Below are 25,839 nucleotides of genomic sequence, written 5' to 3'. Positions count from 1 at the left end.
TGGGGCCTCCGGCTCCGGAACTCCTCACCGATCGGATGGCCGCCCGCCCCAAACCCCCCGGGGCGCGCGGCAAACCGGTCCAGTCGGTCACCTCGGAACCACCCCCCCTGTTCCGAGGCGGCCGACTTTTTTTCTTGCGGCCCCGCCGGTTGTTCTGGCGCTGTGTGCCGTTCTCTTCGCTGTGATCACCTGGCAGGTGGCTGCCGACGGTCCGCTGCGGTCCCTCGATGAGCGCGTGGAACTGCGGATCGTCGGCCATGCGCCCCGGGTACTGACCGATCATCTCTCCGACCTCGGCAGTACGCAGGTCGCGCTTCCTGTTCTGGCCGCGGCCGTGGCGTACGCCCTGTGGCGCGGCCGGCGCTTCGCGGCGCTGTACGCCGTCCTCGCCATGGTCACGGTCCCAGTGCTCGTCTCGCCGCTGAAGGCGCTGATCGACCGCCAGGGCCCGCTCACCGAGGCGGGCGGCTTCTACCCGTCCGGCCATACGGCGACCGCGATGGTGGCCTACTGCGGCGCCGCGCTGCTCCTCAGCCCGGATCTGAAGCGCCGATGGGCGATGCCCGTCGCCCTGGCGCTCACCCTGGCGACGGGCATCGGACTTGTCCTGCGCGGCTATCACTGGCCGCTGGACGTCATCGGCAGCTGGTGCCTCTGTGGGATGATCCTGCTCCCGTTCAGCCTCCGAAATACGCGTCGAAGTTCTTCGAGAACTCCCACTGGTTGAAGCGGTCCCAGTTGATCGACCAGGTCATCAGGCCGCGCAGGGCCGGCCAGGTGCCATGGGTCTGGTACGAGCCGCAGTTGGTCTTCCTGGTCAGGCAGTCCAGCGCCTTGTTCACCTCGGCGGGCGCGGTGTGGCCGTTGCCCGCCTGCGTGGAGGCGGGCAGACCGATGGCCACCTGCTCCGGGCGCAGGGCGGGGAAGACCTTGGTGGTGTCGCCGGCGACCGGGAAGCCGGTCAGCAGCATGTCGGTCATGGCGATGTGGAAGTCCGCGCCGCCCATGGAGTGGTACTGGTTGTCCAGACCCATGATCGAGCCCGAGTTGTAGTCCTGGACATGCAGCAGGGTGAGGTCGTCGCGCAGGGCGTGGATGACCGGGAGGTACGCGCCGGCGCGCGGGTCCTGGCCGCCCCAGGGGCCCGAGCCGTAGTACTGGTAGCCGAGCTGGACGAAGAATGTCTCCGGGGCCATCGTGAGGACGAACTTCGAGCCGTACTTGGCCTTGAGAGTCTTGACCGCCGAGATCAGATTGACGATCACCGGCGAAGTCGGCGAGCGGAAGTCCGTGTCGCCGGTGTTCAGGGAGAGGGAGTGGCCCTCGAAGTCGATGTCCAGGCCGTCGAGCCCGTACTCGTCGATGATCTTCGAGACGGAGGAGACGAAGGTGTCACGGGCGGCCGTGGTGGCGAGCTGCACCTGGCCGTTCTGGCCGCCGATGGAGATCAGGACCTTCTTGCCCGCGGCCTGCTTGGCCTTGACGGCCGCCTTGAAGTCGGCGGCGGACTCGACGTTCGGGCATTCGGTGGCCGGGCAGAGGCTGAAGCGGATATCGCCCGAGGTGACCGAAGTCGGTTCGCCGAAGGCCAGGTTGATGACGTCCCAGGAGTCGGGCACATCGGCCATGCGCGTATAGCCGGAGCCGTTGGCGAAGCTGGCATGCAGATAGCCGACGAGAGCATGGGCGGGGAGTTCGCCGCCGCTGCCCCCGCCACCCGCCGTGGTGGTCGCGGTGACCGCCGACGACTTCGCGGACTCGCCGGCATCGTTGGCCGCGGACACCTGGAAGCTGTACGCGGTGGAGGGCGCGAGACCGGTGACGGTGGCCGAAGTCCCGCTGACGCCAAGGACCTTGGCGCCGCCCCGGTAGACGTTGTACGAGGTGGCGCCCGAGGATGCGGACCAGGTCAGCGGTACGGAGGTGGAGCCGGGGGCGCCGGCGGACAGGCCGGTGGGGGCGGCCGGTATCTGGACCGGGTCGCCGCCCGGCCCGAGCAGCGAGAGATCGTCGGCGTAGTAGGCGGGGGTGCCGTACCAGCCGTGGGTGTAGATCGTGACCGAGGTGGTCGACGCGCCCGTACGGAACGTGGTCGACAGCCGCTGCCAGCTGGGTGCCGAGGAGGTCCAGGTAGAGACGTCGGTGGTGCCGGTGCCGGCTGCGCCGAGGTAGACGTAACTGCCCTGGACCCAGCCGCTGAGCGTGTAGTCGGAGTTCGGCTTGACGGTGACCGTCTGGCTGCAGTTGGCGTTGTCACTGCCCGCCGGGGTGGCCTTGAGTGCGGAACTGCCGCTGCGGGTCGGTGAGTTGACGGCTGCGCCGCTGCCCGCCGTACAACTCCAGCCGGTGAGGCCGGTCTCGAAGCCACCGTTGCGGGCGAGTTCGGTGTCGGCCGCTCCGGCGGACGATGCTGTGGCGACGAGTCCGCTGATGGCGAGGGCGGCCGCGGACAGGGCGGCCAAGAGTCTGGTGCGGTGCACAACTGCCTCCGGGCATGGGGGGAATGGAGGGGGAGCGACGCGCACAACATGGTCCAGACCAATGCGGTTGTCAAGACCTCTGGCGGCGCTCCCGCCCTTCACTCAACCCGAGCCGGCCGCCTGAGCCGTTTCGCTGCCGGCTCCCGGCGCCGGCCACCATCGCCGCCGCCCTCCGCTACCCCACCGTGCTGGACGCCGAACTGCTGGCCGGGGCCCCTTCTTTTTGCGGCCCCGGCCGCGTACTGGGGCACGCACGATCGTGGAAAGCGCGATCGCATCGATCGAGACGGCCTAGCTGTCGAAGCCGAGGCCGAGCCTGTCCATGGTCCGAAGCCACACGTTGCGGCGGCCACCGTTGGCATCCGCCCTGGCCAGCGCCCATTTGGTGAGTCCGATACCGGCCCAGGCGACGGGCTCGGGCGGGAACGGCAGCGGCTTGCTGCGCACCATCTCCAGCTCGGTGCGCTCGGTCCGCTCGCCGGAGAGGAGGTCGAGCATGACATCCCCGCCGAAGCGGGTGGCGCCGACGCCGAGTCCCGTATACCCGGCGGCGTAGGCGACCTTGCCGCCGTGCGCCGTCCCGAAGAAGGCGGAGAAACGCGAGCAGGTGTCGATCGCGCCGCCCCAGGCATGGCTGAAGCGCAGCCCCTCCAGCTGCGGGAAGCAGCGGAAGAAGTGTTCGGCGAGCTTGAGATAGGTCTCCGGCCGGTGGTCCATTTCGGCGCTGACCTTGCCGCCGTACGGATAGATCGCGTCGTAACCGCCCCACAGGATGCGGTGGTCGGCGGTAATCCGGAAGTAGTGGAACTGGTTCGCGCTGTCGCCGAGTCCCTGCCGCCTCTTCCAGCCGATCGCGTCGAGCTGCTCCGCGCTGAGCGGTTCGGTCATCAAGGCGTAGTCGTAGACCGGGACGGTGTACGGGCGCACCCGCTTGACCAGCGACGGGAAGACGTTCGTACCGAGCGCGACCCGGCGGGCGAAGACCCGGCCGTACGGGGTGCGGACCGTCATGCCGGCACCGGACGCCGTGAGGTCCAGGCCGCGGGTGTTCTCGTAGACGCGTACGCCGAGGTCCATACAGGCCTGCTTCAGACCCCAGGCGAGCTTCGCCGGGTGCAGCATGGCGACGCCGCGCCGGTCCCAGAGCCCGCCGAGGAAGGTCGGGGAGTTCACCTCGGCGCGCAGCGCGTCCTGGTCGAGGAATTCGAGGCCGGTGAAGCCCAGCCCGGTCGCCTCCTCATACATCTGGTGGAGCTCTTCGAGCTGGTACGGCTCGGTGGCGACGTCGATCTCACCGGTGCGCTCGAAGTCACAGTCGATGCCGTACCTGGCGACCGCTGCCTCGATGGAGTCGAGATTGCGGTCGCCGAGCTCCTCGAGCTTGGCCAGCTCACCGGGCCAGCGGGCGAGTCCATTGCCGAAGCCGTGGGTGAGGGAGGCGGCGCAGAAGCCGCCGTTGCGGCCCGAGGCGGCCCAGCCCACCTCGCGCCCTTCGATCAGTACGACATCCCGCCCCGGGTCGCGCTCCTTGGCCAGCAGCGCGGTCCACAGTCCGCTGTAGCCGCCGCCGACGACAAGGAGGTCGCAGCGCTCGTCGCCGGTGAGTGCGGGCAGTGCTCCCGGCTTTGCGGGGTCGTCCAGCCAATAGGAGACGGGCTGGGCGTCGGAGAGTGATGAGGCAAAGGTCATGGCAGCTGGGGCCATGGTTTCCACTCCTTCAGGGGCTACTTGAGCAGTGCGCTGTTCTTCCGCCGGCTGCTGATGAGCTGGCCGGTGACCACGACCAGTACGGCGATGACGAACATGGCCGTGCCGATGACGTTGATCTGGACGGGCGTACCGCGCTGGGCCGAGCCCCACACGAACATGGGGAAGGTGACGGTGTTGCCCGAGTTGAAGTTGGTGATGATGAAGTCGTCGAACGAGAGCGCGAACGCGAGCATCGCACCGGCGGCGATGCCGGGAGCGGCGATCGGCAGCGTGACCCGTACGAACGTCTGCACAGGTCCGGCGTAGAGGTCGCGGGCCGCCTCCTCGAGGCGGGGATCCATCGACAGCACACGCGCCTTGACCGCCACCACCACGAAGCTCAGGCAGAACATGGTGTGCGCGATGAGGATGGTCCAGAAGCCCAGCTCCGCACCCAGGTTGAGGAAGAGCGTGAGCAGCGAGGCGGCCATGACCACCTCGGGCATCGCCATCGGCAGGAAGATCAGTGAGTTGATCGCGCCACGCGCCCGGAAGCGGTAGCGGACCAGCGCGAAGGCGATCATCGAGCCGAGGACGGTGGAGCCGATCGTCGCCCAGAGGGCGATCTGGAGGGAGAGCGAGAGCGAGCCGCACATATCGGCGACACCGCACGGGTCCTTCCAGGCGTCGGTGGAGAACTCCTGCCAGGCGTAGTTGAAGCGGCCGGCCGGCTTGTTGAACGAGAACACCATCACGACGATGTTCGGCAGGATCATGTACGCGAGCGTGAGCAGTCCCGCGATGACCACAAGGTTCTGTCGTATCCAACGCATCAGACGAGATCCTCCGTCCCGGCCCGGCGGATGTAGACGGTGACCATGATCAGCACGACCGCCATGAGAATGAAGGACAGCGCGGCCGCGGTCGGATAGTCGAGCACCCTCAGGAACTGCGACTGGATGACGTTGCCGACCATCTTGGTGTCCGTGGAGCCGAGCAGTTCGGCGTTGACGTAGTCGCCGCTGGCCGGGATGAAGGTCAGCAGCGTTCCGGAGACGACGCCCGGCATGGACAGCGGGAAGGTCACCTTGCGGAAAGTGGTGGACGACTTCGCGTACAGATCGCCCGCCGCCTCGTGGAGCCGCGGGTCGATCCGCTCCAGCGAGGTGTACAGCGGCAGGACCATGAACGGCAGGAAGTTGTACGTGAGTCCGCAGACCACCGCGAGCGGGGTGGCGAGCAGCCGGTTCCCCTCGGTCATTCCGAGCCAGCTGGTGACGTCCAGGAAGCCGACGCTGTTCAGGACGTCCACCACCGGTCCGCCGTCCGCGAGGATCGTCTTCCAGGCGAGCGTACGGATCAGGAAGCTGGTGAAGAACGGCGCGATGACCAGGACCAGCAGCAGATTGCGCCAGCGGCCCGCCTTGAACGCGATCAGATACGCGAGCGGGTAGCCGAGCAGCAGACACAGGATCGTGGCCGTGCCGGCGTACAGCACCGAGCGCAGGAACTGCGGGTAGTACTCGGTGAGCGCGTCCCAGTAGGTCTGGAAGTGCCAGGTGACCTTGAAGCCCTCTTCCAGCGAGCCCGTCTGCACGGAGGTCGAGGCCTGGTAGACCATCGGCAGCGCGAAGAAGACGACCAGCCACAGGATGCCGGGCAGCAGCAGCCAGTACGGGATCAGCTTCCGGCGGACGGACTGTTTGTGGACGACCGGCTCGACCGGCTCGGGGACCGGCGCGGCGGGCGGTGCCTCGGTGACCGTCATGGCGTCTCCTCCACCGTCTCCACACCGGCGTCGATGTCCTGGGCCGCGTCGAGACCGAAGGTGTGCTCGGGGTTCCAGTGCAGGACGACCTCGGCGCCGGGGACCAGGCGCGGGTCCCGCTCGATGTTCTGTACGTACACCTCGAGCTCCGGACAGACCGGGCTGTCGATGACGAACTGCGTGGAGACGCCGATGAAGCTGGAGTCGGCGATCTTCCCGGTGAACCGGTTGCGGCCGTCGGCTATCGTGCCCGCGTCGTCCGCGTGCGCCAGCGAGATCTTCTCCGGGCGCACGCCGACCAGCAGCTTTCCGCCGGTACGGGGCTGGGTGGCACAGCGCTCGGCGGGCAGCCGCAGCTTGGCGTCCGCGGCCGTGACGACGACTTCGCCGCCGCTGTTCTGGGCGACCTCGGCCTCGATGAGGTTGGAGGTGCCCAGGAAGTTGGCGACGAAGGTGGTCTGCGGGTTCTCGTAGAGCTCGGCAGGTGCGCCGAGTTGCTCGACCCGTCCGCCGTTCATCACCGCGATGGTGTCGGCCATGGTCATGGCCTCTTCCTGGTCGTGGGTGACATGGACGAACGTGATGCCGACCTCGGTCTGGATCCGCTTGAGCTCCAGCTGCATCTGGCGGCGCAGCTTGAGGTCGAGGGCGCCGAGCGGCTCGTCGAGGAGCAGCACCTGCGGGTGGTTGATGAGCGCGCGGGCGACGGCGACGCGCTGCTGCTGACCGCCGGAGAGCTGATGCGGCTTGCGCTTGGCGAAGTCGCCCAGCTCGACGAGGTCGAGCATGTCGCCGACCTGTTTCTTCACCGACTTGATGCCGCGGCGGCGCAGCCCGAACGCGACGTTCTCGTAGATGTCGAGGTGCGGGAAGAGCGCGTACGACTGGAAGACGGTGTTGACCGGGCGCTTGTACGGCGGCAGGTGGGTGACGTCCTTGCCGCCGAGGAAGACGCTCCCGGTGCTCGGGTCCTCCAGTCCGGCGATCATCCGCAGGGTGGTGGTCTTACCGCAGCCGGAGGCGCCGAGCAGGGCGAAGAAGGAGCCCTGCGGGACGGTCAGGTCCAGCGGGTGGACGGCCGTGAAGGAGCCATAGGTCTTGCTGATCCCGGAGAGGCGGACGTCGCCGCCTTCTGTCTTTTCAGTCATGGGTCGCGATCCCAGTGGTGTCGGAGGGAGAAGGGCAGGTCAGGCGCCGATGAGCTTGGCGAACTTCTCTTCGTACGCCGTCTCTTCCTTGCTGCTCAGCGAGCGGAAGGAATGGGACTTGGCCGCCATGGCCGCGTCCGGGATGATCAGCGGGTTCTTGGCCAGCTCCGGGTCGATCTTCGCGAGCTCGGGGCCGACTCCGGCGACCGGGCACACGTAGTTGATGTACGCGGCGAGCTGTGCGGCCACCGGGAGCTCGTAGTAGTAGTCGATGAGCCGGGTGGCGTTCTTCTGGTGCCTGGCGTGCGCCGGGACCAGGAGATTGTCGGTGGCCGTCATATAACCGGCGGCCGGGATCGCGAACTTGATGTCGGGGTTGTCGGCCTGCAGCTGGATCAGGTCACCGGCCCAGGCGACGCAGGCGGCGATGTCGCCCTTGTCCAGGTCCGAGGTGTAGTCGTTGCCGGTGAAGCGGCGGATCTGCTTCTTGTCGACGCCCTTCTGGAGCCGGTTGATGGCGGCGTCGTAGTCGGCGTCGGTGACCTTGGCCGGGTCCTTGCCCAGGTCGAGCAGGGTCATGCCGACCGTGTCGCGCATCTCGGTGAGGAAGCTGACCCGGCCCTTGAGGGTGGGGTCGTCCAGCAGCTGGGTCACGGAGTCGACCTTCTTGCCGCCGGTCGCCTTGACGTTGTAGGCGATGACGGCCGGAATTCCGGTCCAGGGGTAGGAGTAGGCGCGCCCCGGGTCCCAGTCCGGGCTGCGGAACTGCGGGGAGAGATTGGCGTAGGCGTGCGGCAGCAGCGACGAGTCCAGCTTCTGCACCCAGCCGAGCCGGATCATGCGGGCAGCCAGCCAGTCCGTGACATTGATCAGGTCACGGCCGGTGTCCTGGCCCGCCGCGAGCTGCGGCTGGATCTTGCCGAAGAACTCGACGTTGTCGTTGATGTCCTCGGTGTACTTGACCTTGATCCCGGTGCGTTTGGTGAACTCATTGAGCGTCGGACGGCTCTTCTCGTCCTCACTGACGTCCATGTACTCGGTCCAGTTGGAGAAGCTGATCTGCTTCTCCTGGTCCGAGTGGTCGTCCGAGGCCTCCGCGCCGCCCTCGCGCTTGGCGGGCGGGATGCCGCAGGCGCTCAGGGAGGCGAGTCCGCCAATGGTGAGCGCGCCTATGCCGCCGGCGCGCAGCATCGCACGCCGGGAGAGGGCGCCCCTGCCGCTGGTGATGCTCCGTCGCATCGCCGCGAGTTGCGCCGCGGACAGGACGTCCGGCTCGTGCTGATCCATGCGCTGTGCCCTTTCGGGATGGTGCCGCTGGTCGGGCGGCGCTGGGCTGGACTGGTCTGGGGTGGCTGACCTGAGCTGAGCTGAGCTGCTAGCGGTCGCCGAAGATGGTGCGGTGCCAGTCCTTGCAGACTGTCGCCGTGTTGTCGTACATCACATGCTTGACCTGCGTGTACTCCTCGAAGGAATACGCCGACATGTCCTTTCCGAAGCCGGAGGCCTTGTAGCCGCCGTGCGGCATCTCGCTGATGATCGGGATGTGGTCGTTGACCCAGACGCAGCCCGCCTTGATCTCGCGGGTGGCGCGGTTCGCGCGGAAGACGTCGCGGCTCCAGGCGGAGGCGGCAAGGCCGTAGGGGGTGTCATTGGCCAGCGCGATGCCCTCGTCGTCGGAGTCGAAGGGCAGCACGACCAGGACCGGGCCGAAGATCTCGGACTGGACGATCTCGCTGTCCTGGGCGGCGCCCGCGACAAGGGTGGGGCGGTAGTACGCGCCGCTCTTCAGTTCTCCCTGGGGCGCTTCGCCGCCGGTGACGACGGTGGCGTACGCGCGTGCCCGGTCGACGAAGCCGGCGACGCGGTCGCGCTGGAGGTGCGAGACGAGCGGGCCGAGGTCGGTCGACGGGTCGAAGGGGTCGCCGAGGCGGACGGTCGCCATCAGATCGGCGACTCCGGCGACGAAGGCGTCGTACAGGGGCCGCTGGACATAGGCGCGGGTGGCGGCAGTGCAGTCCTGGCCGGAGTTGATGAGTGAGGCGGCGACCGCTCCGTTGACCGCGGCCTCGAGGTCGGCGTCGTCGAAGACGACGAAGGGGGCCTTGCCGCCCAGCTCGAGGTGGAGGCGCTTGACGGTGGCGGTGGCGATCTCGGCGACCCGCCTGCCGACCGGGGTGGAGCCGGTGAAGGAGGTCATGACGACGTCCGGGTGGCCCACCAGGTGTTCGCCCGCTTCCCGGCCCGCGCCGTTGACGATATTGACGACGCCGTCGGGAATCCCGGCCTCCTTCGCCGCCTCGGCGAACATCAGCGAGGTGAGCGGGGTGATCTCGGCGGGCTTCAGCACGATGGTGTTGCCCGCGGCGATGGCCGGCAGGACCTTCCAGGCGGCCATCTGGAGCGGGTAGTTCCAGGGCGCGATGGAGCCGACGACACCGATCGCCTCGCGGCGTACGTACGAGGTGTGGTCACCGCTGTACTCGCCCGCGGACTGCCCTTGGAGATGGCGGGCCGCGCCGGCGAAGAAGGCGGTGTTGTCGACGGTGCCGGGCACGTCGAACTCGGTGGTGAGCTTGATGGGCTTGCCGCACTGCAGGGACTCGGCATAGGCGAAGTCGGCCTCCTGGTCGGCGAGCACGGACGCGAAGCGGTGCAGGGCGTCGGAGCGCTCGCCCGGGGTGGCGCCCGCCCAGCCGGGGAAGGCCGCGCGGGCGGCAGCCACGGCCGCGTCGACGTCGGCGGTCCCCGCCAGCTCGTAGCCGTGGATCAGCTCGCCGGTCGCCGGGTTCACGATGTCCTGCGTATGTCCTGAGGTGCCGGGCTGCAGCCGCCCGCCGATGAACTGTGCACCGTCCGCGTAGCGGTCCTGCACCTGGAAGCGGTTGTCCATGAAACTCACTCCGTCGTTCCAGCTCGAGTTGACTGCCGATCCTGGCAGAGGGTGACGCACTCAACAAGGGATTCCGTTGTTGCCTTTTGATTACGCGACGGAATCGGTCGACCATGTGTCGCGTCGGCCCGCATATCCCGGTACGGAGTGTCAGTGGTGGATGCAAGACTCGCGTGCATGGGGATGGATGAGCTGATCAAGCAGGTCAGCGACGGGAACAGAATCAAGTATCTGCAGTTCTGGGGGCATGCGCCGCGCCGGGACGGAAGCATCGGCGCGAGCTGCCTGAGCCAGTGGTGGCCGTCGCTCTTCGTGGTCGACGGAATTCAGTACGCCACCGCGGAGCACTGGATGATGGCGTCCAAGGCGCGGCTCTTCGGCGACGCGGATGCGGAGCAGCGGGCGCTGGAGGCGCGCACGCCTGCGGAGGCCAAGAGGGCCGGGCGGCTGGTGCGCGGTTTCGACGACGCGATATGGGAGCGCGAGCGGTTCGGCATCGTGCGCTCGGGCAGTGTGCACAAGTTCGGGCAGGACGCCGAGCTGCGCGACTTTCTGCTGGCCACGGGGGACCGGGTGCTCGTCGAGGCCAGCCCGATGGACCGGATCTGGGGCATCGGGCTGGCCGCTGACGACGAACGGGCGCAGGATCCCGCGCGCTGGCGCGGGCTCAATCTGCTGGGGTTCGCGCTGATGGAGGCGCGCGAGGAGTTGCGGGCGGGGACGGCTGCGGCTAGCGGCTGACGCGCTCGATCGCCGGCAGTGCGTTGTCGATCACCAGGGAGTTGGAGTAGTCGCCGTAGACGTCTTCCGTGTCCTCGGTCCTGTCCTTGTTGAACGCGTTGGTGAGCCCCCAGACCATCAAGCCGATGAAGACGAGGCCGATGACGATGCCGATGATGCCGAGGATGATGCCGGACAGGGCCATGCCGGCGTTGGTGGCCTCGCCGCGCTGCGCCCGCTTCCTGCCGATGATGCCGAAGATCAGGGCGAGCACGCCCAGCACGACCCCGACAACGCCGTACAGGCAGAACAGACAGACGGAGAGGATGCCGAGCACCATCGCGGTGATGCCCATGCCGTTCGCCGGGGCGCTCTGCCAGCCGTTCTGGCCGTAGGCCTGGTATCCGGGGTATCCGGGATAGCCGCCGTACGGATCACCGACACCGGAGGTGGGCTGCGGGAGGCTCGGGGCGGCGGGGTAGCCGTAGGCACCCGCGGCGGGCTGGGCCGGTCCGCCCGGAGCGGCCGGGTAGCCGTAGGGACCCGCGGCGGGCTGAGCCGGTCCGCCCGGAGCTATCGGGGGCGGCGGCACGGCGCCGGTCTGGGCAGCGGGTCCTACGCCGGGCATCGAGGTGACCGTCGGCTCGCTGTGCAGGAACGGCGCCGACGGGCTCGGGGTGTCGGCGGGCTTGTCCAGCGGGACCTTGTTCTGTGCCGCGCTGCTCTCCGGCGCAGCCCACGGGTCGCGCGGCTCGGGCGCGCCGGGCGGCTGGGCCTGGTTGTCAGACATGTTCTCCCCCATCGTGGTTCGCCGTCATGCTACGGCCTTCGCACAGTCCTCGAACGGCCGCCTACGATGATCCCTGACCCGAGCGGCCCATTGAACACGGAGGACCCCGATGACCGATCTGCACCCCTTCATCGCGGGGCTTCCCAAGGCGGAACTGCACGTTCACCATGTGGGCTCGGCCTCGCCGCGCATCGTCGCCGAGCTGGCCGCCCGCCACCCGGACTCCAAGGTCCCCACCGACCCCGAGGCGCTCGCCGACTACTTCACCTTCACCGACTTCGCGCACTTCATCGAGGTCTATCTCTCGGTGGTGGATCTGATCCGCACCCCTGAGGACGTACGGCTGCTCACGTTCGAGGTCGCCCGGGACATGGCCCGGCAGAACATCCGCTATGCCGAGCTGACCGTCACGCCGTTCAGTTCGACCCGTCGCGGCATCGACGAGGATGCCTTCATGGTGGCGATCGAGGACGCCCGCAAGGCGGCCGAGGCCGAGCTCGGTGTCCTACTGCGCTGGTGCTTCGACATTCCGGGCGAGGCCGGACTCGAAGCCGCAGAGGAGACGGCCCGCCTCGCGGTGGATCTGCACCCCGAGGGCCTGGTCTCCTTCGGTCTGGGCGGCCCCGAAGTCGGGGTGGAGCGGCCGCAGTTCAAGCCGTACTTCGACCGGGCCATCGCCGCGGGCCTGCACTCCGTGCCGCACGCCGGTGAGACGACCGGCCCGCAGACCATCTGGGACGCGTTGAACGAGCTGGGCGCCGAGCGCATCGGCCACGGCACCAGTGCCACGCAGGATCCGGCGCTGCTGGCGTACCTCGCCGAGCACCGCATTCCGCTGGAGGTCTGCCCCACCTCGAACATCGCGACCCGCGCCGTCGCCGACCTCGACGAGCACCCGATCAAGGAGATGGTCGAGGCCGGTGTGCTGGTGACGATCAACAGCGATGACCCGCCGATGTTCGGCACCGACCTCAACAACGAGTACGCGGTCGCCGCACGGCTGCTGGAGCTGGACGAGCGTGGCCTCGCCGCCCTCGCCAAGAACGCCGTCGAGGCGTCCTTCCTCGACGAGGCCGGCAAGGCGCGGATCATCGCGGAGATCGACTCGTACACCGCCGCCTGGCTCGCCCGCTGACCGGCAGCGACAATGGCCCCATGCGCGCTGTCCGTGTCGTGGGCCATCGTGGTGATCCCTACCGCGTCCGTGAGAACACCCTGCCCTCGCTCCGCTCGGCCCTCGAGCGGGGCGCGGACGCAGTCGAGATCGACGCACGCCTCACCCGTGACGGCGTGCCCGTGCTGCTGCACGACGACTCGCTGAAGCGGCTGTGGGGACACGACCGACCGCTCGCGGATCTCACCGCGAAGGAACTGCACGAGCGGACCGACGGCGGAGTGCCGACCCTGCGCGAGGCGCTGCTCGCGGTCGGCGCGCACCGCGTGATGATCGATCTGCCCGGCGCCTCGGAGGAGTCGGTACGCACGGTGGTCGGCACCGTCCATGAGTGCGAGGCGGACGAGCGGGTGTACTACTGCGCAGGCCCCGTCGCCATGCTCGCGGTCCGCGCCGCCGATCCCTCGGCCGAGATCGCGATGACCTGGACGACGCTGGCCCCGCCGCGCCCGGCGCTGCTCGACGCGGTGCGACCGCGCTGGCTCAACTACCGTTTCGGTCTGCTCGGCGAGGAGTTGACGGACCGTCTCCACCGGGACGGCGTGCTGGTCTCCGCCTGGACGGCTGACACCCGCCGCACCATGCGCCGCCTGGTCGGGTACGGCGTGGACTCGATCACGACCAATCGCGTGGACGCGCTGCACCGCGTACTGTCCCCACGGCCCAACTCACCCGTCGGCAACGGTCGTTGATCCGTCCGGCATGATGGGCCCCACGCAGCCGGCCGAGGAGCAGAACATGACCGACAGGATCCGCACCGACATAGCGCACAACGCCAGGGTCTGGAACCACTGGCTGGGCGGCAAGGACAACTACCAGGTCGACCGCGCGGTGGGCGACCAGGTCACCGGGATGTACCCGAGCATCGGCGAGGTGGCACGCGCGGACCGCGCGTTCCTCGGCCGCACCGTGCGCTACCTGGCCGGCGAGGCGGGCATGCGGCAGTTCCTGGACATCGGCACCGGCCTGCCCACGGTCGACAACACCCATGAGGTGGCGCAGCAGATCGCCCCCGACGCACGGATCGTCTATGTCGACAACGACCCGATCGTACTGGCGCACGCGCGAGCGCTGCTCACCAGTTCCCCGGAGGGCGCGACCGAGTACATCGATGCGGACGCCCACTACCCGGACCGGATCCTCCGCGCCGTCGAGCCGCTGCTGGATCTGAAGCAGCCGGTGGCAGTGATGATGCTCGGCATCCTGAACTTCGTACTGGACACCGACGAGGCCCGGTCGATCGTGCGGCAGCTGATGGACGCCGTGCCGTCCGGCAGCCATCTGGTGCTCACCCATCCGACGCTGGAGCTGGGCGGCGAGGGCAATGCCGCGGCGATGCGGTTCTGGAACGAGAACGCCACGCCGCCGATCACGGCCCGCAGCCACGCGGAGTTCGCCTCGTTCCTTGAGGGTCTGGAGGTCCTGGAGCCGGGCATCGTGTCGTGCGCCCGCTGGCGCCACGATCCGGAGACCGAGGGCGAGACGGCCCAGGTGGCGCAGTTCGGCGCGGTCGGCCGCAAGCCGTAGAGCCGGACGCCGGCGCCTGGAGCACCGCTGGAGACTCAGGACCGCGCGGAGCCGGACGGCCTCGCCGACTGACCTACGCCGCGGCGGCGACCGGTTCCGACCCGTCCACCGGCTCCGTCAGCGCCTCGAGTCGCTTGATCTTGCGGCGCACGACATACAGCGGGATCACCCCGAAGGCCCCGAACGACATGTCGATGACCGACCACCAGAAGGGGATTCCGCGGATCGGACCGCAGATCAGGGCGAGCGGGATGATCCCGGCGCAGGCGATCATCCCGAACTCGACGACCCAGATGTTCCGTACGGGATCGCGGTACGGGCCGTAGAAGGCGACCGCGATCACGAGGTGCGCGAAGGCCAGCCAGTCCGTGCCGTACAGCACGAAGGGGTACTTCGTGTCGGTGGCGTCCAGCCCGGCCCGTACCCGCTCGATCCACTCCATCAGGCCCGGGAGATGATCCGGGACCGGCGAGGCCGAGGACTTCAGCAGATCCTCCACCCAGTGCAGCTCATGCACCAGCGGGAAGGCGGTGAGACCGCTCAGCACCAGACACACAATGAAGACGGCCAACCACACGCGTATGCGCCGCAAGAGGACTCTTCGCTCGCTCATATCCGCAGCGTACGCCCGGGTTTACGCGCCCTTTACCGGCCCCCGGTGACTCTGCGGGCGATCGCGTGCGAGACGATGGTGGCGCCTGCAGCCAGCGCCAGACCGGCCGCCGCGTCGCGCGCCCGCGCGGGCCGGAGCACACCGGCGCGCCTCAGCCGGCCGCGCGCCCAGAGCGTGAACGGCACCACGATCAGTGGCGAGGTCGCCGAGCCCGGGGTGTAGCCGCGTACGGCAGCGGCCTGCGCGAGGTGGACGAGCCCGTGCAGCCCGAAACCGTCCAGGGCTCCCTGGTAGAAGGCGGACCGGCCACCGGAACGCCCGCCCGCGACGGCGGCCGAGGCGACGATCGCGCCCATCACCCCGACGGCCACGGCGAATTCGCGCTCGTCGACGGCCTCCATGGCACGCCATACACGCTCGGGGACGCCCGGGAAGCGTTTGCGCAGTACGGGCACGTTCTCGCGTATCCAGCGCGGACCGGCCACCAGTTCTTCGGCGTCGTGCAGCAGCCAGGCGGCGAACAGACCGTACGTCACCGCGGAGTTCACGTGATCATCGCTCATGATCGCGAGTCTGCTACAGCCCGACGATCGCGTTCCACCGCTTTGCGAAGGGCGTGCGCTCCTCGGAGGTGATGTCGCGCGCGATCGCGAGGCGTTTGCGCATCGTGTCGTCCGGGAAGATCAGCGGGTCCTCGGCGAGCGCGGCCGTCTCCTCGTCCTTCGACGAGGCCAGTACGTCACGGGCGGCCGGCACCGGGCAGACGTAGTTGACCCAGGCCGCGAGCTCCGCAGCGACCTCCGGCTCGTAGTAATGGTCGACGAGCGCCTCGGCGTTGCGCTTGTGCCGGGCGAGGTTGGGGACCATCAGGCTCTCCGCCCACAGCTCCGCGCCCTCCTGCGGCACCACGAACTCGATGTCGGGGTTGTCGGCCCGGAGCTGGATGACATCGCCGGAGTACGCCTGACAGGCCAGCACGTCCCCGGTGGAGAGGTCCTTGATGTAGTCGTTGCCGGTGAAGCGCCTGATGTGTTTCAACTTCACCAGCCTCTCCACCTGCTCACAGATCTCGTGGAAGTCCTCCGAGGTCCAGCGGGTGACGTCCACGCCGTTGCCCTGCATCAGCAGGGCGAAGGATTCGTCGAGTCCGGAGAGGAGCGTGACCCGGCCGCGCAGATCGTCCGCCCACAGATCACTGGTGTGCCTGATCTCGCGGCCGAGCTTCTTGCGGTTGTACGCGATGCCGGTGATCCCGGACTGCCAGGGGACGCTGTGCAGCCGGCCCTCGTCGAAGGCGGGTGAACGCAGTTGCGGGTCAAGGTATTTGGCGACATTGGGCTGCTTCGCCCGGTCCATCTCCTGCACCCAGCCGAGCCGTACGAACCGGGCCGCCATCCAGTCGCTGACGACGATCAGGTCCCGGCCGGTCTCCTGGTGGTTCATCAGCGCGGGGCTGACCTTGCCGAAGAACTCGTCGTTGTCGTTGATCTCCTCGGTGTAGCGCACCGAGATCCCGGTGCGCTCGGTGAAGGAGTCGAGGGTGGGCCGCTTGGAGGTGTCCTCGTCGTCGGTGTCGATGTAGAGCGGCCAGTTGGCGAAGTCGACGCTTCTGTCGCCCTCCGAGACATCGCGCCGGGCACGGTCCCCGGGCTGTACGTACGCGGCGGGCACCCCGCAGCCGGTGAGTGCGGCGCCGGCGGCGAGGCCGAGCAGGAGGGACCGCCTTGACATGGGGTTCATCCGGGTCGCGGGCACGTCCGCAGGATGCCGGGCGGCGCGTGTGCGCGGCAATGGACGCTACGTCGATCCGTACGGGCCCGGCCCGACACCCTGTCGATCATGGACATATGTCTATACTTCTTGGACAGCTGTCCAAGAAGTCGATTCGCGAAGTCAAGAAGCACGCAGTCACGCAGTCACGCAGTCACGCAGTCACGCAGTCACGCAGTCACGAGAAGAGTCGCTCATGAACACAACCGCCCAAGTCCTGGTCGGCCTGGTGGCCGCGCTCCACGCCTACATCCTGGTTCTGGAGATGTTCCTGTGGCAGCGCAGGCCGGGCCGCGAACTCTCCGGCTTCGACGCGGAGATGGCCCGAGCGACCGCCCCGCTCGCCGCGAACCAGGGCCTGTACAACGGCTTCCTCGCCGCCGGCCTGGTATGGGGCCTGATCGCCGCGGACCCGACGGGGTACCGGGTGCAGGTCTTCTTCCTGAGCTGCGTGGTCATCGCCGGTGTCTACGGCGGCGCCACCGCCAACCGCCGCATCCTGGTGGCGCAGGCGCTCCCGGGCGCTCTCGCGCTGGCGGCCGTCCTGGTGGCTGGATGAGCGCCGCGACCGGCGATCCGCGGGCGGAGCGCACCCGCGCCAGGCTGCGCGAGGCACTGCTCGAGGAGTGCGCCGAGCGCCCCCTCGAAGAGGTCAGCGTCGCGGCGCTGGTGCGCAGGGCGGGTCTGGGCCGGGCCACGTTCTATCTGCACTACACGGATCTGCAGGCGCTCGCGGTCGACGCGTGCGCGGAGGTCGTACGGGAGGCGGTGGAGGCTCTCCACGCCTGGCGCGGCACTCCGGACCCGGCCGCTCCGCCGCCCGCACTGACGGCTTTCTTCACCGGCCTCGCGCCACACGCACCGCTCTACCGGACCCTGCTGCGCGAGGGCGGCAGCGGCCCGCTGGGCGATCTGCTCCACCACGAACTGCGCGAACGCAGCCGCAGGGAAAGGGAGTTGGCCGGCGCCCCGGCGCCCGACCTGATCGCCTCCGCGGTGGCGGCCACCTTCGCGGGCCTCCTGGCGGACTGGCTCCACGGCCTGATCGACGCGACTCCCGAGGCCATGACAGCCCAGGTCTGGCGCCTGCTGCTGGCACTGCACCGCACACCGACGACATGAAACGGCGTGAGGCGGCGTGAGACGGCACGAGTACGGGGCGCGGGAAGTGTCCCGCGCCCCGTACTCATAGCGCTGCTTTGCAAGAGCAGATGTCAGCCGTCGAGCGACGTCATCACGTGCTTGATGCGTGTGTAGTCGTCGAAGCCGTACGCCGACAGATCCTTGCCGTAACCCGACTTCTTGAAGCCGCCGTGCGGCATCTCCGCGACCAGCGGGATGTGGGTGTTGATCCATACACAGCCGAAGTCCATCGCCTTCGACATCCGCATCGCCCGCGCGTGGTCCTTGGTCCACACCGAAGAGGCCAGCGCGAACTCCACGCCGTTCGCCCACTCCAGCGCCTGCGCCTCGTCCGTGAAGGACTGGACGGTGATGACCGGGCCGAAGACCTCGTTCTGGATGATCTCGTCGTCCTGCTTCAGGCCGGAGACGACGGTCGCGGCGTAGAAGTAGCCCTTGTCGCCGACCCGGTGACCGCCCGCCTCGACCTTGGCGTGTGCCGGCAGCCGGTCGACGAAGCCGGAGACCTGCGCCAGCTGGTTGGCGTTGTTGAGCGGGCCGTACAGCACATCGGCGTCGTCCGGCGCACCCGTCTTGGTGTCGGCCGCGGCCTTCGCCAGCGCCGACACGAACTCGTCGTGGATCGACTCGTGTACGAGGACACGCGTCGCGGCCGTACAGTCCTGACCGGCGTTGAAGTAGCCCGCCACCGCGATGTCCTCGACGGCCTTGGCGATGTCCGTGTCCTCGAAGACGACGACCGGCGCCTTGCCGCCCAGCTCGAGGTGAACGCGCTTGACGTCCTTGGCCGCGGACTCGGCGACCTGGATGCCCGCCCGTACGGAACCGGTGATGGAGGCCATCGCCGGGGTCGGGTGCTCGACCATCGCGCGGCCGGTCTCCCGGTCGCCGCAGATGACGTTGAAGACGCCCTTGGGCACGATCGAGCCGATGATCTCGGCGATCAGCACGGTCGACGCCGGCGTCGTGTCGGACGGCTTGATGACGACGGTGTTGCCCGCCGCCAGCGCCGGCGCGAACTTCCAGACGGCCATCATCATCGGGTAGTTCCACGGCGCGACCTGCGCGCAGACGCCGACCGGCTCGCGCCGGACGATGGAGGTGAAGCCCTCCATGTACTCGCCGGCCGAACGGCCCTCGAGCATCCGCGCCGCGCCCGCGAAGAAGCGGATCTGGTCCACCATGGGCGGAATCTCTTCGGTACGGGTCAGCTCCAGCGGCTTGCCCGTGTTCTCCGACTCGGCCGCGATCAGGTCCTCGGCCCGCTCCTCAAAGGCGTCCGCGATCTTCAGCAGTACCTTCTGGCGCTCGGCCGGGGTGGTGTCGCGCCAGGCGGGGAAGGCGGCCGCGGCAGCGTCCATGGCGGCATCGACGTCGGCCTGCCCGGAGAGCGGAGACGTGGCGTACACGTCACCCGTGGCCGGGTTGATGACCTCGATCGTCCGCCCGTCGGCAGCGTCCCGGAACTCCCCGTTGATGTAGTTGCGCAGACGACGCAGCTCGGTGGTCACTGTTGCCACCCCTCCTGTCAGATGTCCGATGGGTGAGACCACCAACCCTAATCGCTCAGGTGACGCTTTCGACAGACCCGACCCTCCCCAACTTCGGATTCAGTGTGATTAGGACTCAAGAACAACGAATTTCATTGCTCAAGGGTTGCCAGACAGACGAGTCGCAGTGCAGAGTGAGCTCGTGGCCAGTCGTAGCGCAGAGTCCAGGAACGGGAACGGATCGTCCCCGACGATCGACGCCGTCTCCCTCGCCATCATCGAACAGCTCCAGGAGGACGGGCGTCGCCCGTATGCCGCCATAGGCAAGGCCGTCGGCCTCTCCGAAGCGGCCGTGCGTCAGCGCGTCCAGAAGCTGCTCGACCAGGGCGTGATGCAGATCGTCGCCGTCACCGACCCGCTCACCGTGGGTCTGCGACGGCAGGCGATGGTCGGCATCACGGTCGAGGGCGACGTCGACCCGATCGCGGACGCGCTCACCGCCATGGCCGAATGCGAGTACGTGGTGATGACCGCGGGCTCCTTCGACCTGATGGTGGAGATCGTCTGCGAGGACGACGACCACCTGCTCGAAGTGATCAACAAGCGGATCCGCGCGCTCCCCGGCGTGCGCTCCACCGAGAGCTTCGTCTATCTCAAGCTGAAGAAGCAGACCTATATGTGGGGAACCCGATAGCCGTGAGCAAGGACCTCTCCAAGACCGCCTACGACCACCTGTGGATGCACTTCACCCGCATGTCGTCGTACGAGAACGCACCCGTGCCCACCATCGTGCGTGGCGAGGGCACCTACATCTACGACGACAAGGGCAAGCGCTACCTCGACGGCCTCTCCGGCCTCTTCGTGGTCAACGCCGGCCACGGCCGTCACGAGCTCGCCGAGACCGCCTACAAGCAGGCTCAGGAGCTCGCCTTCTTCCCCGTGTGGTCGTACGCCCACCCGAAGGCGGTCGAGCTGGCCGAGCGGCTGGCGCAGCACGCCCCTGGCGACCTCAACAAGGTCTTCTTCACCACCGGTGGCGGTGAGGCGGTCGAGACCGCCTGGAAGCTCGCCAAGCAGTACTTCAAGCTGCAGGGCAAGCACACCAAGTACAAGGTCATCTCGCGCGCGGTCGCGTACCACGGCACCCCGCAGGGCGCCCTGTCCATCACCGGCCTGCCGGCCCTCAAGGCCCCCTTCGAGCCGCTGGTCCCCGGCGCGCACAAGGTGCCGAACACCAACATCTACCGTGCGCCGATCCACGGCGACGACCCCGAGGCCTTCGGCCGCTGGGCCGCCGACCAGATCGAGCAGCAGATTCTCTTCGAGGGCCCCGAGACGGTCGCGGCGGTCTTCCTCGAGCCGGTGCAGAACGCCGGTGGCTGCTTCCCGCCGCCGCCCGGGTACTTCCAGCGGGTCCGTGAGATCTGCGACCAGTACGACGTACTGCTCGTATCGGACGAGGTCATCTGCGCCTTCGGCCGTCTCGGCACGATGTTCGCCTGCGACAAGTTCGGCTATGTGCCGGACATGATCACCTGCGCCAAGGGCATGACCTCGGGCTACTCCCCGATCGGCGCGTGCATCATCTCCGACCGCCTCGCCGAGCCGTTCTACAAGGGCGACAACACCTTCCTGCACGGCTACACCTTCGGCGGCCACCCGGTCTCCGCGGCGGTGGGCCTGGCGAACCTCGACATCTTCGAGAAGGAAGGCCTCAACCAGCACGTCCTCGACAACGAGGGCGCGTTCCTCTCCACGCTGCAGAAGCTGCACGACCTGCCGATCGTCGGCGACGTCCGCGGCAACGGCTTCTTCTACGGCATCGAGCTGGTGAAGGACAAGGCCACCAAGGAGACCTTCACCGACGAGGAGACCGAGCGTGTGCTCTACGGCTTCCTCTCGAAGGCGCTCTACGACAACGGCCTGTACTGCCGTGCCGACGACCGTGGCGACCCGGTCGTTCAGCTGGCGCCGCCGCTGATCTCCAACCAGCAGACCTTCGACGAGATCGAGGGCATTCTGCGCAGCGTCCTCACGGAGGCATGGACAAAGCTCTAGCCTCACCGGCCGGCTTCACCGGCCTCGTACGGCCCGGGGCACCCGGACACTCACTCGGCCAATCATTCGGCCGTACGAGTGAGATGGGGTGCACCCGGGCCGCGTGCTTCCCGACACCCCGGTTCTGAATCCTTAGCGTGCCGAGTGACCGATCGGCCCTGTCTTCGTTCCCCCGTACGGGGGAAGGGAAATCTGATCAGAACCGAGGTGTACGTCATGGTGGCCCCGCCGGACAACGATGTGCTCTGGGCGCGTTCCCTGCGCCACTCCCACAGCGGCTCGCCCGCACTCGTCGGCGTCTCGCTGGGCGTACGGGACGGCGAGATCCTCGCCGTGTGCGGCCCGCGCGGCAGCGGCAAGACCACGCTGCTGCGCTGTCTGTCCGGCCAACTCGTCGCGCAGCAGGGCGAGGTGTGGTTCAACAGCTCCCCCGTGCACACGATGAGCCCGCTGCAGCGGGAACGGCTGCGGCGCGACCGGTTCGGCTGGATCGACCCCGAGGCCACGCTCGTCCCGGAGCTGACCGCCTGGGAGAACGCCGCGCTGCCGTTGCTGCTGCGCGGCTCCTCGCACCGTGGCGCGAAGAACACCGCCATGGAGTGGCTGGAGCGACTCGACATCGGTGCGTGCGCCCGGCTGCGGCCGCATGCGCTGCTGCAGTCGCAGCGCCAGCGGGTCGCCGTCGCGCGGGCGCTGGTCGCCACGCCGTCGGTGATCTTCGCGGACGAACCGACGGCGACGCTGCATCGCGCGGACCAGGCGCTGGTGCTGCGTACGTTGACGACCGCGGCCCGCTCGCACCGGATCACCGTCGTACTCGCCACGCATGACGAGGAGGTGGCGGCGCTCGCGGACCGTTCACTCACGCTCATCGACGGCCGGCGCGTGAACTCCCTCGCGGGCGCCGACGCGGAAGGCCGGGCCGAGTGCTCGCTCTCCGTCTAGCCCGCGGCACGCACCCGCTGGTCCTGCTGCGCCGGCTGATGGTGGCGGCGGCGTCGGCGGGCGTGGGCTTTCTGCTGCTGTGCACGCTGACGTACGCGCTGGCCCATCCCACGGACTCCGGCTCCGGACTGCGCCTGCTCTGGTGCCTGATCCCGCTGGCCGCGACGGCACACTTCGCGGTGGCGGTGGCCCGTACGGACCCGAGCACGCGACCGCGGGCCGGCCTCTCGGCGGTCGGTCTCGGTCCCGCCCGCCTCGGCGTGCTGGCGGCGGTCTCGACCGCCGTCGCCGGAACGCTCGGCAGCGCATTCGCCCTGCTGCTCTTCCTCCATCTGCGCGGCGATCTGACGGGCCTTCCGTTCGACGGCGCGGCGGCCGAGCTGCTCGCCGCGGGCCGGCCGCTGCCGCTGGCGGCAGCGCTGACGCTGCTCGCGCTGGTGCCGTTGGCGTCCACGACGGCGACGGCGCTGGCGCTGCGCCCGCGGCGTGCCAGGCCGGGTGCCGATCCCGAGGCGCCGGACGCCCCGTCCGCCGCGCCGTCGGGCCTGCCGTGGGGCGTCGCACTGATCGCGGCGGGCCTCGCCGTCGAGACGTATGCGGGCCGTGGCGCGCCCGGCTCACCGCTCCCCCTCCCGGGGCATTTCGACGGCAGCTCGTCGGGCGTCCTCGCCGGCTGGGCACTCACGGCGCTGGGCCTCGCTCTGGCAGGCCCGGGCATCACCCGCTTCTGCGGCCGCGCACTCCAGTCCGCCCGCCCGGGCGCGACACGTCTGCTGGCCGGCCGCATCCTGATGGAGGAGTCCGGCCGCATCGGCCGCCCGCTGGGCGTGGTGTGTGCGGTGGCTTCGGCGGCGATCGCGGCCTCGAACCTCCAGGACACCGACCCGCACCCCTTCGGCCCGCTGACCGGCCTGGGCGCGGCCCTGGTGATGATCTGTACGACGGCGACGCTGCTCACCGCGGCCCTGGAGGCCAAACAGGCCCGCGCCGACACGACGAAGTCACTGCGCCGCCTGGGCACGCCCACGGCGACCCTCCGCAACGCGACGGCTCTCCGCGCGGTAACCCTGCTGACGGTCTTCGCCCCGCTGACATGGGGGGTCGCGGCCCTGGCGGCGCTTCCTTTCTCGGCCTGAGGAACCGGGGCCGGCCCAGAGGCCGACCGCGGCGGCGCGCTGCCCGGGCGTACCGGGTGGGGAGCCCTCGCGCGGCGAAGCAGGCGCACGGGGGGCGGGGGTGTCAGCCCCCGTGGGGGAACGATCCCCGGGCCCGGCCACCCCCGGGCCCGGCCACCCCCGGGCCCGTGCACCCCCGCACCCAGCGCCTATCGTGTCGGCATGGCACCCGGACACCGGCACCGCAGCGACCGGGAGATCGAGTCCCTCGACGAGTTCGACGACGTCGTCACCCGCGGCTCCCTCGCCGGACACCGCGTCCAGTCCGTCGACCTCACCGACCGCACCTTCGCCCTGCTCTCCGCAGACACCACCGGCGCCATATTCCTGGGCTGTCCCATGCAGCCCGACGCCGCCGCCAAGGTCCGCGCCGACGGCGCGCTCGTCTTCCCGCCCGTCCCCGACCTGCCCTTCGACCCGTACCGCGGGCTCCTCTACTCCCCCGACGAGCTGTTCGAAGGCCTCACCGCCGGCGGATACGACGCCACCCCCGACGCCCTCGCCTACGCCTGGCTCCAGGAGACGAAGGCCGACGGCGACGTCTTCGCCTCGATGCTCCGCTCGATCCACGACGACGCGATCTCCGACGCTCTCGACGAACTCCTCGTCGGCGCCCGCGTCGTAGGCGTGATGGGCGGCCACGCGATGGCCCGCGGCACGGACGCGTACGCCGGTGCCGCCCGCCTCGGCCAGTCCCTCGCCCGCGACGGGTTCACCATCGCGACCGGCGGCGGCCCGGGCGCCATGGAAGCCGCGAACCTCGGCGCGTATGCCGCGCCGCACCCCGACGAGATGCTCGCCGAGGCGCTCGAACTCCTCGCCAAGGCCCCCTCGTTCATCCCGTCGATCTCCGACTGGGCCGCCGCCGCCTTCGAGGTGCGCGACCGCTGGCCCGGCGGCGGCGACTCCGTCGGCATCCCGACCTGGTTCTACGGCCACGAGCCGCCGAACGCCTTCGCCGGCCACATCGCCAAGTACTTCGCCAACGCCACCCGCGAAGACGGCCTCCTTGCCCGCTCCAACGCGGGCGTGATCTTCCTGCCCGGCGCCGCCGGCACGGTCCAGGAGATCTTCGACAACGCGACCCCGAACTACTACGAGTCCCGCGGCGAACCGACCCCGATGGTCCTCGTCAACCGCGAGCACTGGACGGAGCGGCTGCCCACCTGGCCGCTGCTCCAGTCGCTGGCGGCGGGCCGCTCGATGGAGTCCCGTATCGCGCTCGTGGACTCGATCGGCGAGGCCCCGGCGGCGCTGAAGCTGCTGACCGGCGACAAGTAGTCCGCAAGAAGCAACTTCAGAGGCCGAAGACACGTCTGGTATTCCAGCGGGAGTTGGACTGACCTCATGTGAACGGAGCCCCTGGTGCTGATCGGCCTACTGACCGCTGTCGCGGCCTCGATCTGTTACGGCACGGGGTCGGTGCTGCAAGCCGTGGGCTCACGCAAGTCCGCCCGGCGCGAGGCGGCCGCGGCCGGAGTCACGCAGCACGGCGGACCGAGCCTCTCCTCGACTGCCAAGGCCGCGATGACCTGGGAGTTCATCGTCGGCACGATCCTGGACTTCATCGGGTTCGGCCTCGGCGCACTCGCCGCGCGCCTGCTCCCGCTCTTCCTCTCCCAGACCGTCATCAGCGCCAATCTGGTGATCACGGCGGTGCTGAGCGTCAAACTGCTGGGCATCCGGCTGAACCGCGCCGAGTGGACCTCCATCGCCGTCGTCTGCTCCGCACTCGTGCTGCTGGCCACGGCGGCGGGCCCGGAGGGCAGCGGCCACACCCCGATCGCCACCCACTGGTGGCTGCTGGCGATCTCTCTGCTGCTGATGGTCGGCGGCACCGTTGTCGTACGTCTCCTGGGCGCACGCGCCGCGATCCTGGCGGGTCTGCTGTCGGGCCTCGGCTTCGGCGCGCTGGGCGTCGGCGTACGCGTGCTGAACGGCATCGACCCCTTCGACCTGGGCGCGCTGCTCTCGGATCCTGCGCTGTACGCGATTCTGGTGGCCGGTATCGGCGGCATGTATCTGCACACCGTTGCGCTGCAGATCGGTTCGGTGAACGGCGCCACCGCGGCGCTGGTGGTCGGCGAGACCGTGCTTCCGGGCATGATCGGCGTGCTGTGGCTGGGCGACTCCTCGCGCGCCGGCTTCGCCTGGATGGCGATCCTCGGCTTCGTACTGGCGGTGGCGGGCGCGGTCGCGGTGGCCTGGTTCGGCGCCCCGGAGGCGCACGGCACGGCGCCGGAACCGGAGCCGGGCTCGGAGTCGGGGTCACAGGAGCCACGTCCTGAGGAGCTCACCCCCGCCCGTTAGAGGCCGTCCACCGCATCGCCGCGCTGTTCGCGCAACAGGTCGACTGGGAGATCGCCAAGGACCCGACCGTCCCCTGGATCCGCCCCCGCTCGACGCGCGCCGATGGCGCGGACCACTTCCGGCCCTGGCCGACGGCCGGGCGCCCGATC

25 protein-coding genes are annotated in these 25,839 nt (G+C 69.2%); 13 read left to right on the top strand and 12 right to left on the bottom strand.

Annotated elements, in window-relative coordinates:
• Nucleotides 1–181 precede the first annotated feature (181 nt).
• On the top strand, nucleotides 182–727 hold the full coding sequence (locus ACFYXH_RS20455) for a phosphatase PAP2 family protein (RefSeq protein WP_389564609.1): 546 nt from the start codon (nucleotides 182–184) through the stop codon (nucleotides 725–727).
• On the opposite strand, the gene ACFYXH_RS20450 is transcribed toward ACFYXH_RS20455, so the two are convergent.
• The 7 genes from ACFYXH_RS20450 to ACFYXH_RS20420 form a co-directional block, all read right to left on the bottom strand.
• On the bottom strand, nucleotides 678–2,480 hold the full coding sequence (locus ACFYXH_RS20450) for a chitinase (RefSeq protein WP_389564607.1): 1,803 nt from the start codon (nucleotides 2,478–2,480) through the stop codon (nucleotides 678–680). The two genes, ACFYXH_RS20455 and ACFYXH_RS20450, sit on opposite strands and share 50 nt — an antisense overlap.
• Before the next feature lie 291 nt (nucleotides 2,481–2,771).
• A complete protein-coding gene (locus ACFYXH_RS20445) occupies nucleotides 2,772–4,184 on the bottom strand; it encodes an NAD(P)/FAD-dependent oxidoreductase (protein ID WP_389564604.1) in 1,413 nt (470 codons plus the stop codon).
• Between the two features lie 20 nt (nucleotides 4,185–4,204).
• A complete protein-coding gene (locus ACFYXH_RS20440; protein WP_389564601.1) occupies nucleotides 4,205–5,002 on the bottom strand; it encodes an ABC transporter permease in 798 nt (265 codons plus the stop codon).
• Nucleotides 5,002–5,937, bottom strand: a complete 936-nt coding sequence (locus ACFYXH_RS20435) for an ABC transporter permease (protein WP_362687510.1) — start codon at nucleotides 5,935–5,937, stop codon at nucleotides 5,002–5,004. The genes ACFYXH_RS20440 and ACFYXH_RS20435 overlap by 1 nt, the downstream gene beginning before the upstream one ends.
• Entirely contained in the window at nucleotides 5,934–7,085 is a 1,152-nt protein-coding gene (locus tag ACFYXH_RS20430; protein WP_327326380.1) for an ABC transporter ATP-binding protein, read from the bottom strand. Before ACFYXH_RS20430 ends, ACFYXH_RS20435 begins: the two co-directional genes overlap by 4 nt.
• A 39-nt stretch (nucleotides 7,086–7,124) precedes the next feature.
• A complete protein-coding gene (locus tag ACFYXH_RS20425) occupies nucleotides 7,125–8,372 on the bottom strand; it encodes a PotD/PotF family extracellular solute-binding protein (protein WP_389564597.1) in 1,248 nt (415 codons plus the stop codon).
• Between the two features lie 88 nt (nucleotides 8,373–8,460).
• Nucleotides 8,461–9,975, bottom strand: coding sequence for a gamma-aminobutyraldehyde dehydrogenase (locus ACFYXH_RS20420; protein ID WP_389564594.1), 1,515 nt, complete (start codon nucleotides 9,973–9,975; stop codon nucleotides 8,461–8,463).
• Between the two features lie 177 nt (nucleotides 9,976–10,152).
• On the opposite strand from ACFYXH_RS20420, the gene ACFYXH_RS20415 reads away from it, so the two are divergent.
• Nucleotides 10,153–10,716, top strand: a complete 564-nt coding sequence (locus ACFYXH_RS20415) for an NADAR family protein (protein ID WP_389564592.1) — start codon at nucleotides 10,153–10,155, stop codon at nucleotides 10,714–10,716.
• On the opposite strand, the gene ACFYXH_RS20410 is transcribed toward ACFYXH_RS20415, so the two are convergent.
• Nucleotides 10,706–11,485 carry a DUF4190 domain-containing protein gene (locus ACFYXH_RS20410; protein WP_389564589.1) on the bottom strand — a complete coding sequence of 260 codons (780 nt, stop codon included), beginning with the start codon at nucleotides 11,483–11,485 and terminating at the stop codon, nucleotides 10,706–10,708. The genes ACFYXH_RS20415 and ACFYXH_RS20410 overlap by 11 nt on opposite strands.
• A gap of 109 nt (nucleotides 11,486–11,594) precedes the next feature.
• Between ACFYXH_RS20410 and ACFYXH_RS20405 the strand changes: the two genes are divergently transcribed.
• Genes ACFYXH_RS20405 through ACFYXH_RS20395 form a run of 3 tightly spaced genes read left to right on the top strand, consistent with a single transcriptional unit; the run spans nucleotide 11,595 to nucleotide 14,186 of the window.
• Nucleotides 11,595–12,620 (top strand): adenosine deaminase, encoded by a 1,026-nt coding sequence (locus ACFYXH_RS20405; RefSeq protein WP_389564586.1) that lies wholly within the window; start codon nucleotides 11,595–11,597, stop codon nucleotides 12,618–12,620.
• A gap of 20 nt (nucleotides 12,621–12,640) precedes the next feature.
• Nucleotides 12,641–13,351 carry a glycerophosphodiester phosphodiesterase gene (locus tag ACFYXH_RS20400; RefSeq protein ID WP_389564584.1) on the top strand — a complete coding sequence of 237 codons (711 nt, stop codon included), beginning with the start codon at nucleotides 12,641–12,643 and terminating at the stop codon, nucleotides 13,349–13,351.
• 46 nt (nucleotides 13,352–13,397) lie between these two features.
• Nucleotides 13,398–14,186, top strand: a complete 789-nt coding sequence (locus ACFYXH_RS20395; protein WP_389564582.1) for an SAM-dependent methyltransferase — start codon at nucleotides 13,398–13,400, stop codon at nucleotides 14,184–14,186.
• A gap of 73 nt (nucleotides 14,187–14,259) precedes the next feature.
• On the opposite strand, the gene ACFYXH_RS20390 is transcribed toward ACFYXH_RS20395, so the two are convergent.
• The 3 genes from ACFYXH_RS20390 to ACFYXH_RS20380 are packed head-to-tail and all read right to left on the bottom strand — an operon-like array spanning nucleotide 14,260 to nucleotide 16,530.
• Complete coding sequence (locus ACFYXH_RS20390; RefSeq protein ID WP_389564579.1) at nucleotides 14,260–14,799, bottom strand: hypothetical protein; 540 nt, start codon at nucleotides 14,797–14,799, stop codon at nucleotides 14,260–14,262.
• Nucleotides 14,800–14,831: 32 nt separating this feature from the next.
• Nucleotides 14,832–15,362 (bottom strand): HXXEE domain-containing protein, encoded by a 531-nt coding sequence (locus ACFYXH_RS20385; protein ID WP_389564577.1) that lies wholly within the window; start codon nucleotides 15,360–15,362, stop codon nucleotides 14,832–14,834.
• Nucleotides 15,363–15,375: 13 nt separating this feature from the next.
• A complete protein-coding gene (locus ACFYXH_RS20380; RefSeq protein WP_389564574.1) occupies nucleotides 15,376–16,530 on the bottom strand; it encodes a spermidine/putrescine ABC transporter substrate-binding protein in 1,155 nt (384 codons plus the stop codon).
• 235 nt (nucleotides 16,531–16,765) lie between these two features.
• Here ACFYXH_RS20380 and ACFYXH_RS20375 point away from each other — a divergent pair, with 235 nt between their 5' ends.
• Nucleotides 16,766–17,128, top strand: a complete 363-nt coding sequence (locus tag ACFYXH_RS20375; protein WP_389564571.1) for a DUF1304 domain-containing protein — start codon at nucleotides 16,766–16,768, stop codon at nucleotides 17,126–17,128.
• Complete coding sequence (locus ACFYXH_RS20370; protein WP_362687546.1) at nucleotides 17,125–17,691, top strand: TetR/AcrR family transcriptional regulator; 567 nt, start codon at nucleotides 17,125–17,127, stop codon at nucleotides 17,689–17,691. The genes ACFYXH_RS20375 and ACFYXH_RS20370 overlap by 4 nt, the downstream gene beginning before the upstream one ends.
• A 92-nt stretch (nucleotides 17,692–17,783) precedes the next feature.
• Here ACFYXH_RS20370 and ACFYXH_RS20365 read toward each other — a convergent pair whose 3' ends face one another.
• Nucleotides 17,784–19,223: a gamma-aminobutyraldehyde dehydrogenase gene (locus ACFYXH_RS20365; protein WP_389564789.1), complete on the bottom strand. Its 1,440-nt coding sequence runs from the start codon at nucleotides 19,221–19,223 to the stop codon at nucleotides 17,784–17,786.
• A gap of 181 nt (nucleotides 19,224–19,404) precedes the next feature.
• On the opposite strand from ACFYXH_RS20365, the gene ACFYXH_RS20360 reads away from it, so the two are divergent.
• From ACFYXH_RS20360 to ACFYXH_RS20335, 6 genes are all read left to right on the top strand, one after another.
• Nucleotides 19,405–19,896, top strand: coding sequence for an Lrp/AsnC family transcriptional regulator (locus ACFYXH_RS20360; protein ID WP_326652921.1), 492 nt, complete (start codon nucleotides 19,405–19,407; stop codon nucleotides 19,894–19,896).
• A complete protein-coding gene (locus ACFYXH_RS20355) occupies nucleotides 19,881–21,260 on the top strand; it encodes an aspartate aminotransferase family protein (RefSeq protein ID WP_389564567.1) in 1,380 nt (459 codons plus the stop codon). The genes ACFYXH_RS20360 and ACFYXH_RS20355 overlap by 16 nt, the downstream gene beginning before the upstream one ends.
• Before the next feature lie 216 nt (nucleotides 21,261–21,476).
• Nucleotides 21,477–22,205, top strand: coding sequence for an ABC transporter ATP-binding protein (locus ACFYXH_RS20350; RefSeq protein ID WP_389564565.1), 729 nt, complete (start codon nucleotides 21,477–21,479; stop codon nucleotides 22,203–22,205).
• Nucleotides 22,187–23,341 (top strand): hypothetical protein, encoded by a 1,155-nt coding sequence (locus ACFYXH_RS20345; protein WP_389564562.1) that lies wholly within the window; start codon nucleotides 22,187–22,189, stop codon nucleotides 23,339–23,341. Before ACFYXH_RS20350 ends, ACFYXH_RS20345 begins: the two co-directional genes overlap by 19 nt.
• Nucleotides 23,342–23,542: 201 nt before the next feature.
• On the top strand, nucleotides 23,543–24,661 hold the full coding sequence (locus tag ACFYXH_RS20340; protein ID WP_389564560.1) for an LOG family protein: 1,119 nt from the start codon (nucleotides 23,543–23,545) through the stop codon (nucleotides 24,659–24,661).
• Between the two features lie 84 nt (nucleotides 24,662–24,745).
• Nucleotides 24,746–25,690: a hypothetical protein gene (locus ACFYXH_RS20335; RefSeq protein ID WP_389564558.1), complete on the top strand. Its 945-nt coding sequence runs from the start codon at nucleotides 24,746–24,748 to the stop codon at nucleotides 25,688–25,690.
• Nucleotides 25,691–25,839: the final 149 nt, after the last annotated feature.

The organism is Streptomyces sp. NPDC002730 (assembly GCF_042888805.1).
Lineage (GTDB): Bacteria > Actinomycetota > Actinomycetes > Streptomycetales > Streptomycetaceae > Streptomyces.
Note: the sequence above shows the minus strand (reverse complement) of the source record. Positions and strands in the feature narration are given on the sequence as shown.

Coding starts and splice junctions, on each gene's coding strand:
- ACFYXH_RS20410 (WP_389564589.1), bottom strand. CDS start 11,485: ATGTCTGACAACCAGGCCCAGCCGCCCGGCGCGCCCGAGCCGCGCGAC.
- ACFYXH_RS20435 (WP_362687510.1), bottom strand. CDS start 5,937: ATGACGGTCACCGAGGCACCGCCCGCCGCGCCGGTCCCCGAGCCGGTC.
- ACFYXH_RS20400 (WP_389564584.1), top strand. CDS start 12,641: ATGCGCGCTGTCCGTGTCGTGGGCCATCGTGGTGATCCCTACCGCGTC.
- ACFYXH_RS20375 (WP_389564571.1), top strand. CDS start 16,766: ATGAACACAACCGCCCAAGTCCTGGTCGGCCTGGTGGCCGCGCTCCAC.
- ACFYXH_RS20340 (WP_389564560.1), top strand. CDS start 23,543: ATGGCACCCGGACACCGGCACCGCAGCGACCGGGAGATCGAGTCCCTC.
- ACFYXH_RS20445 (WP_389564604.1), bottom strand. CDS start 4,184: ATGGCCCCAGCTGCCATGACCTTTGCCTCATCACTCTCCGACGCCCAG.
- ACFYXH_RS20380 (WP_389564574.1), bottom strand. CDS start 16,530: ATGTCAAGGCGGTCCCTCCTGCTCGGCCTCGCCGCCGGCGCCGCACTC.
- ACFYXH_RS20415 (WP_389564592.1), top strand. CDS start 10,153: ATGGGGATGGATGAGCTGATCAAGCAGGTCAGCGACGGGAACAGAATC.
- ACFYXH_RS20425 (WP_389564597.1), bottom strand. CDS start 8,372: ATGGATCAGCACGAGCCGGACGTCCTGTCCGCGGCGCAACTCGCGGCG.
- ACFYXH_RS20395 (WP_389564582.1), top strand. CDS start 13,398: ATGACCGACAGGATCCGCACCGACATAGCGCACAACGCCAGGGTCTGG.
- ACFYXH_RS20405 (WP_389564586.1), top strand. CDS start 11,595: ATGACCGATCTGCACCCCTTCATCGCGGGGCTTCCCAAGGCGGAACTG.
- ACFYXH_RS20385 (WP_389564577.1), bottom strand. CDS start 15,362: ATGAGCGATGATCACGTGAACTCCGCGGTGACGTACGGTCTGTTCGCC.
- ACFYXH_RS20440 (WP_389564601.1), bottom strand. CDS start 5,002: ATGCGTTGGATACGACAGAACCTTGTGGTCATCGCGGGACTGCTCACG.
- ACFYXH_RS20390 (WP_389564579.1), bottom strand. CDS start 14,799: ATGAGCGAGCGAAGAGTCCTCTTGCGGCGCATACGCGTGTGGTTGGCC.
- ACFYXH_RS20370 (WP_362687546.1), top strand. CDS start 17,125: ATGAGCGCCGCGACCGGCGATCCGCGGGCGGAGCGCACCCGCGCCAGG.
- ACFYXH_RS20420 (WP_389564594.1), bottom strand. CDS start 9,975: ATGGACAACCGCTTCCAGGTGCAGGACCGCTACGCGGACGGTGCACAG.
- ACFYXH_RS20430 (WP_327326380.1), bottom strand. CDS start 7,085: ATGACTGAAAAGACAGAAGGCGGCGACGTCCGCCTCTCCGGGATCAGC.
- ACFYXH_RS20350 (WP_389564565.1), top strand. CDS start 21,477: ATGGTGGCCCCGCCGGACAACGATGTGCTCTGGGCGCGTTCCCTGCGC.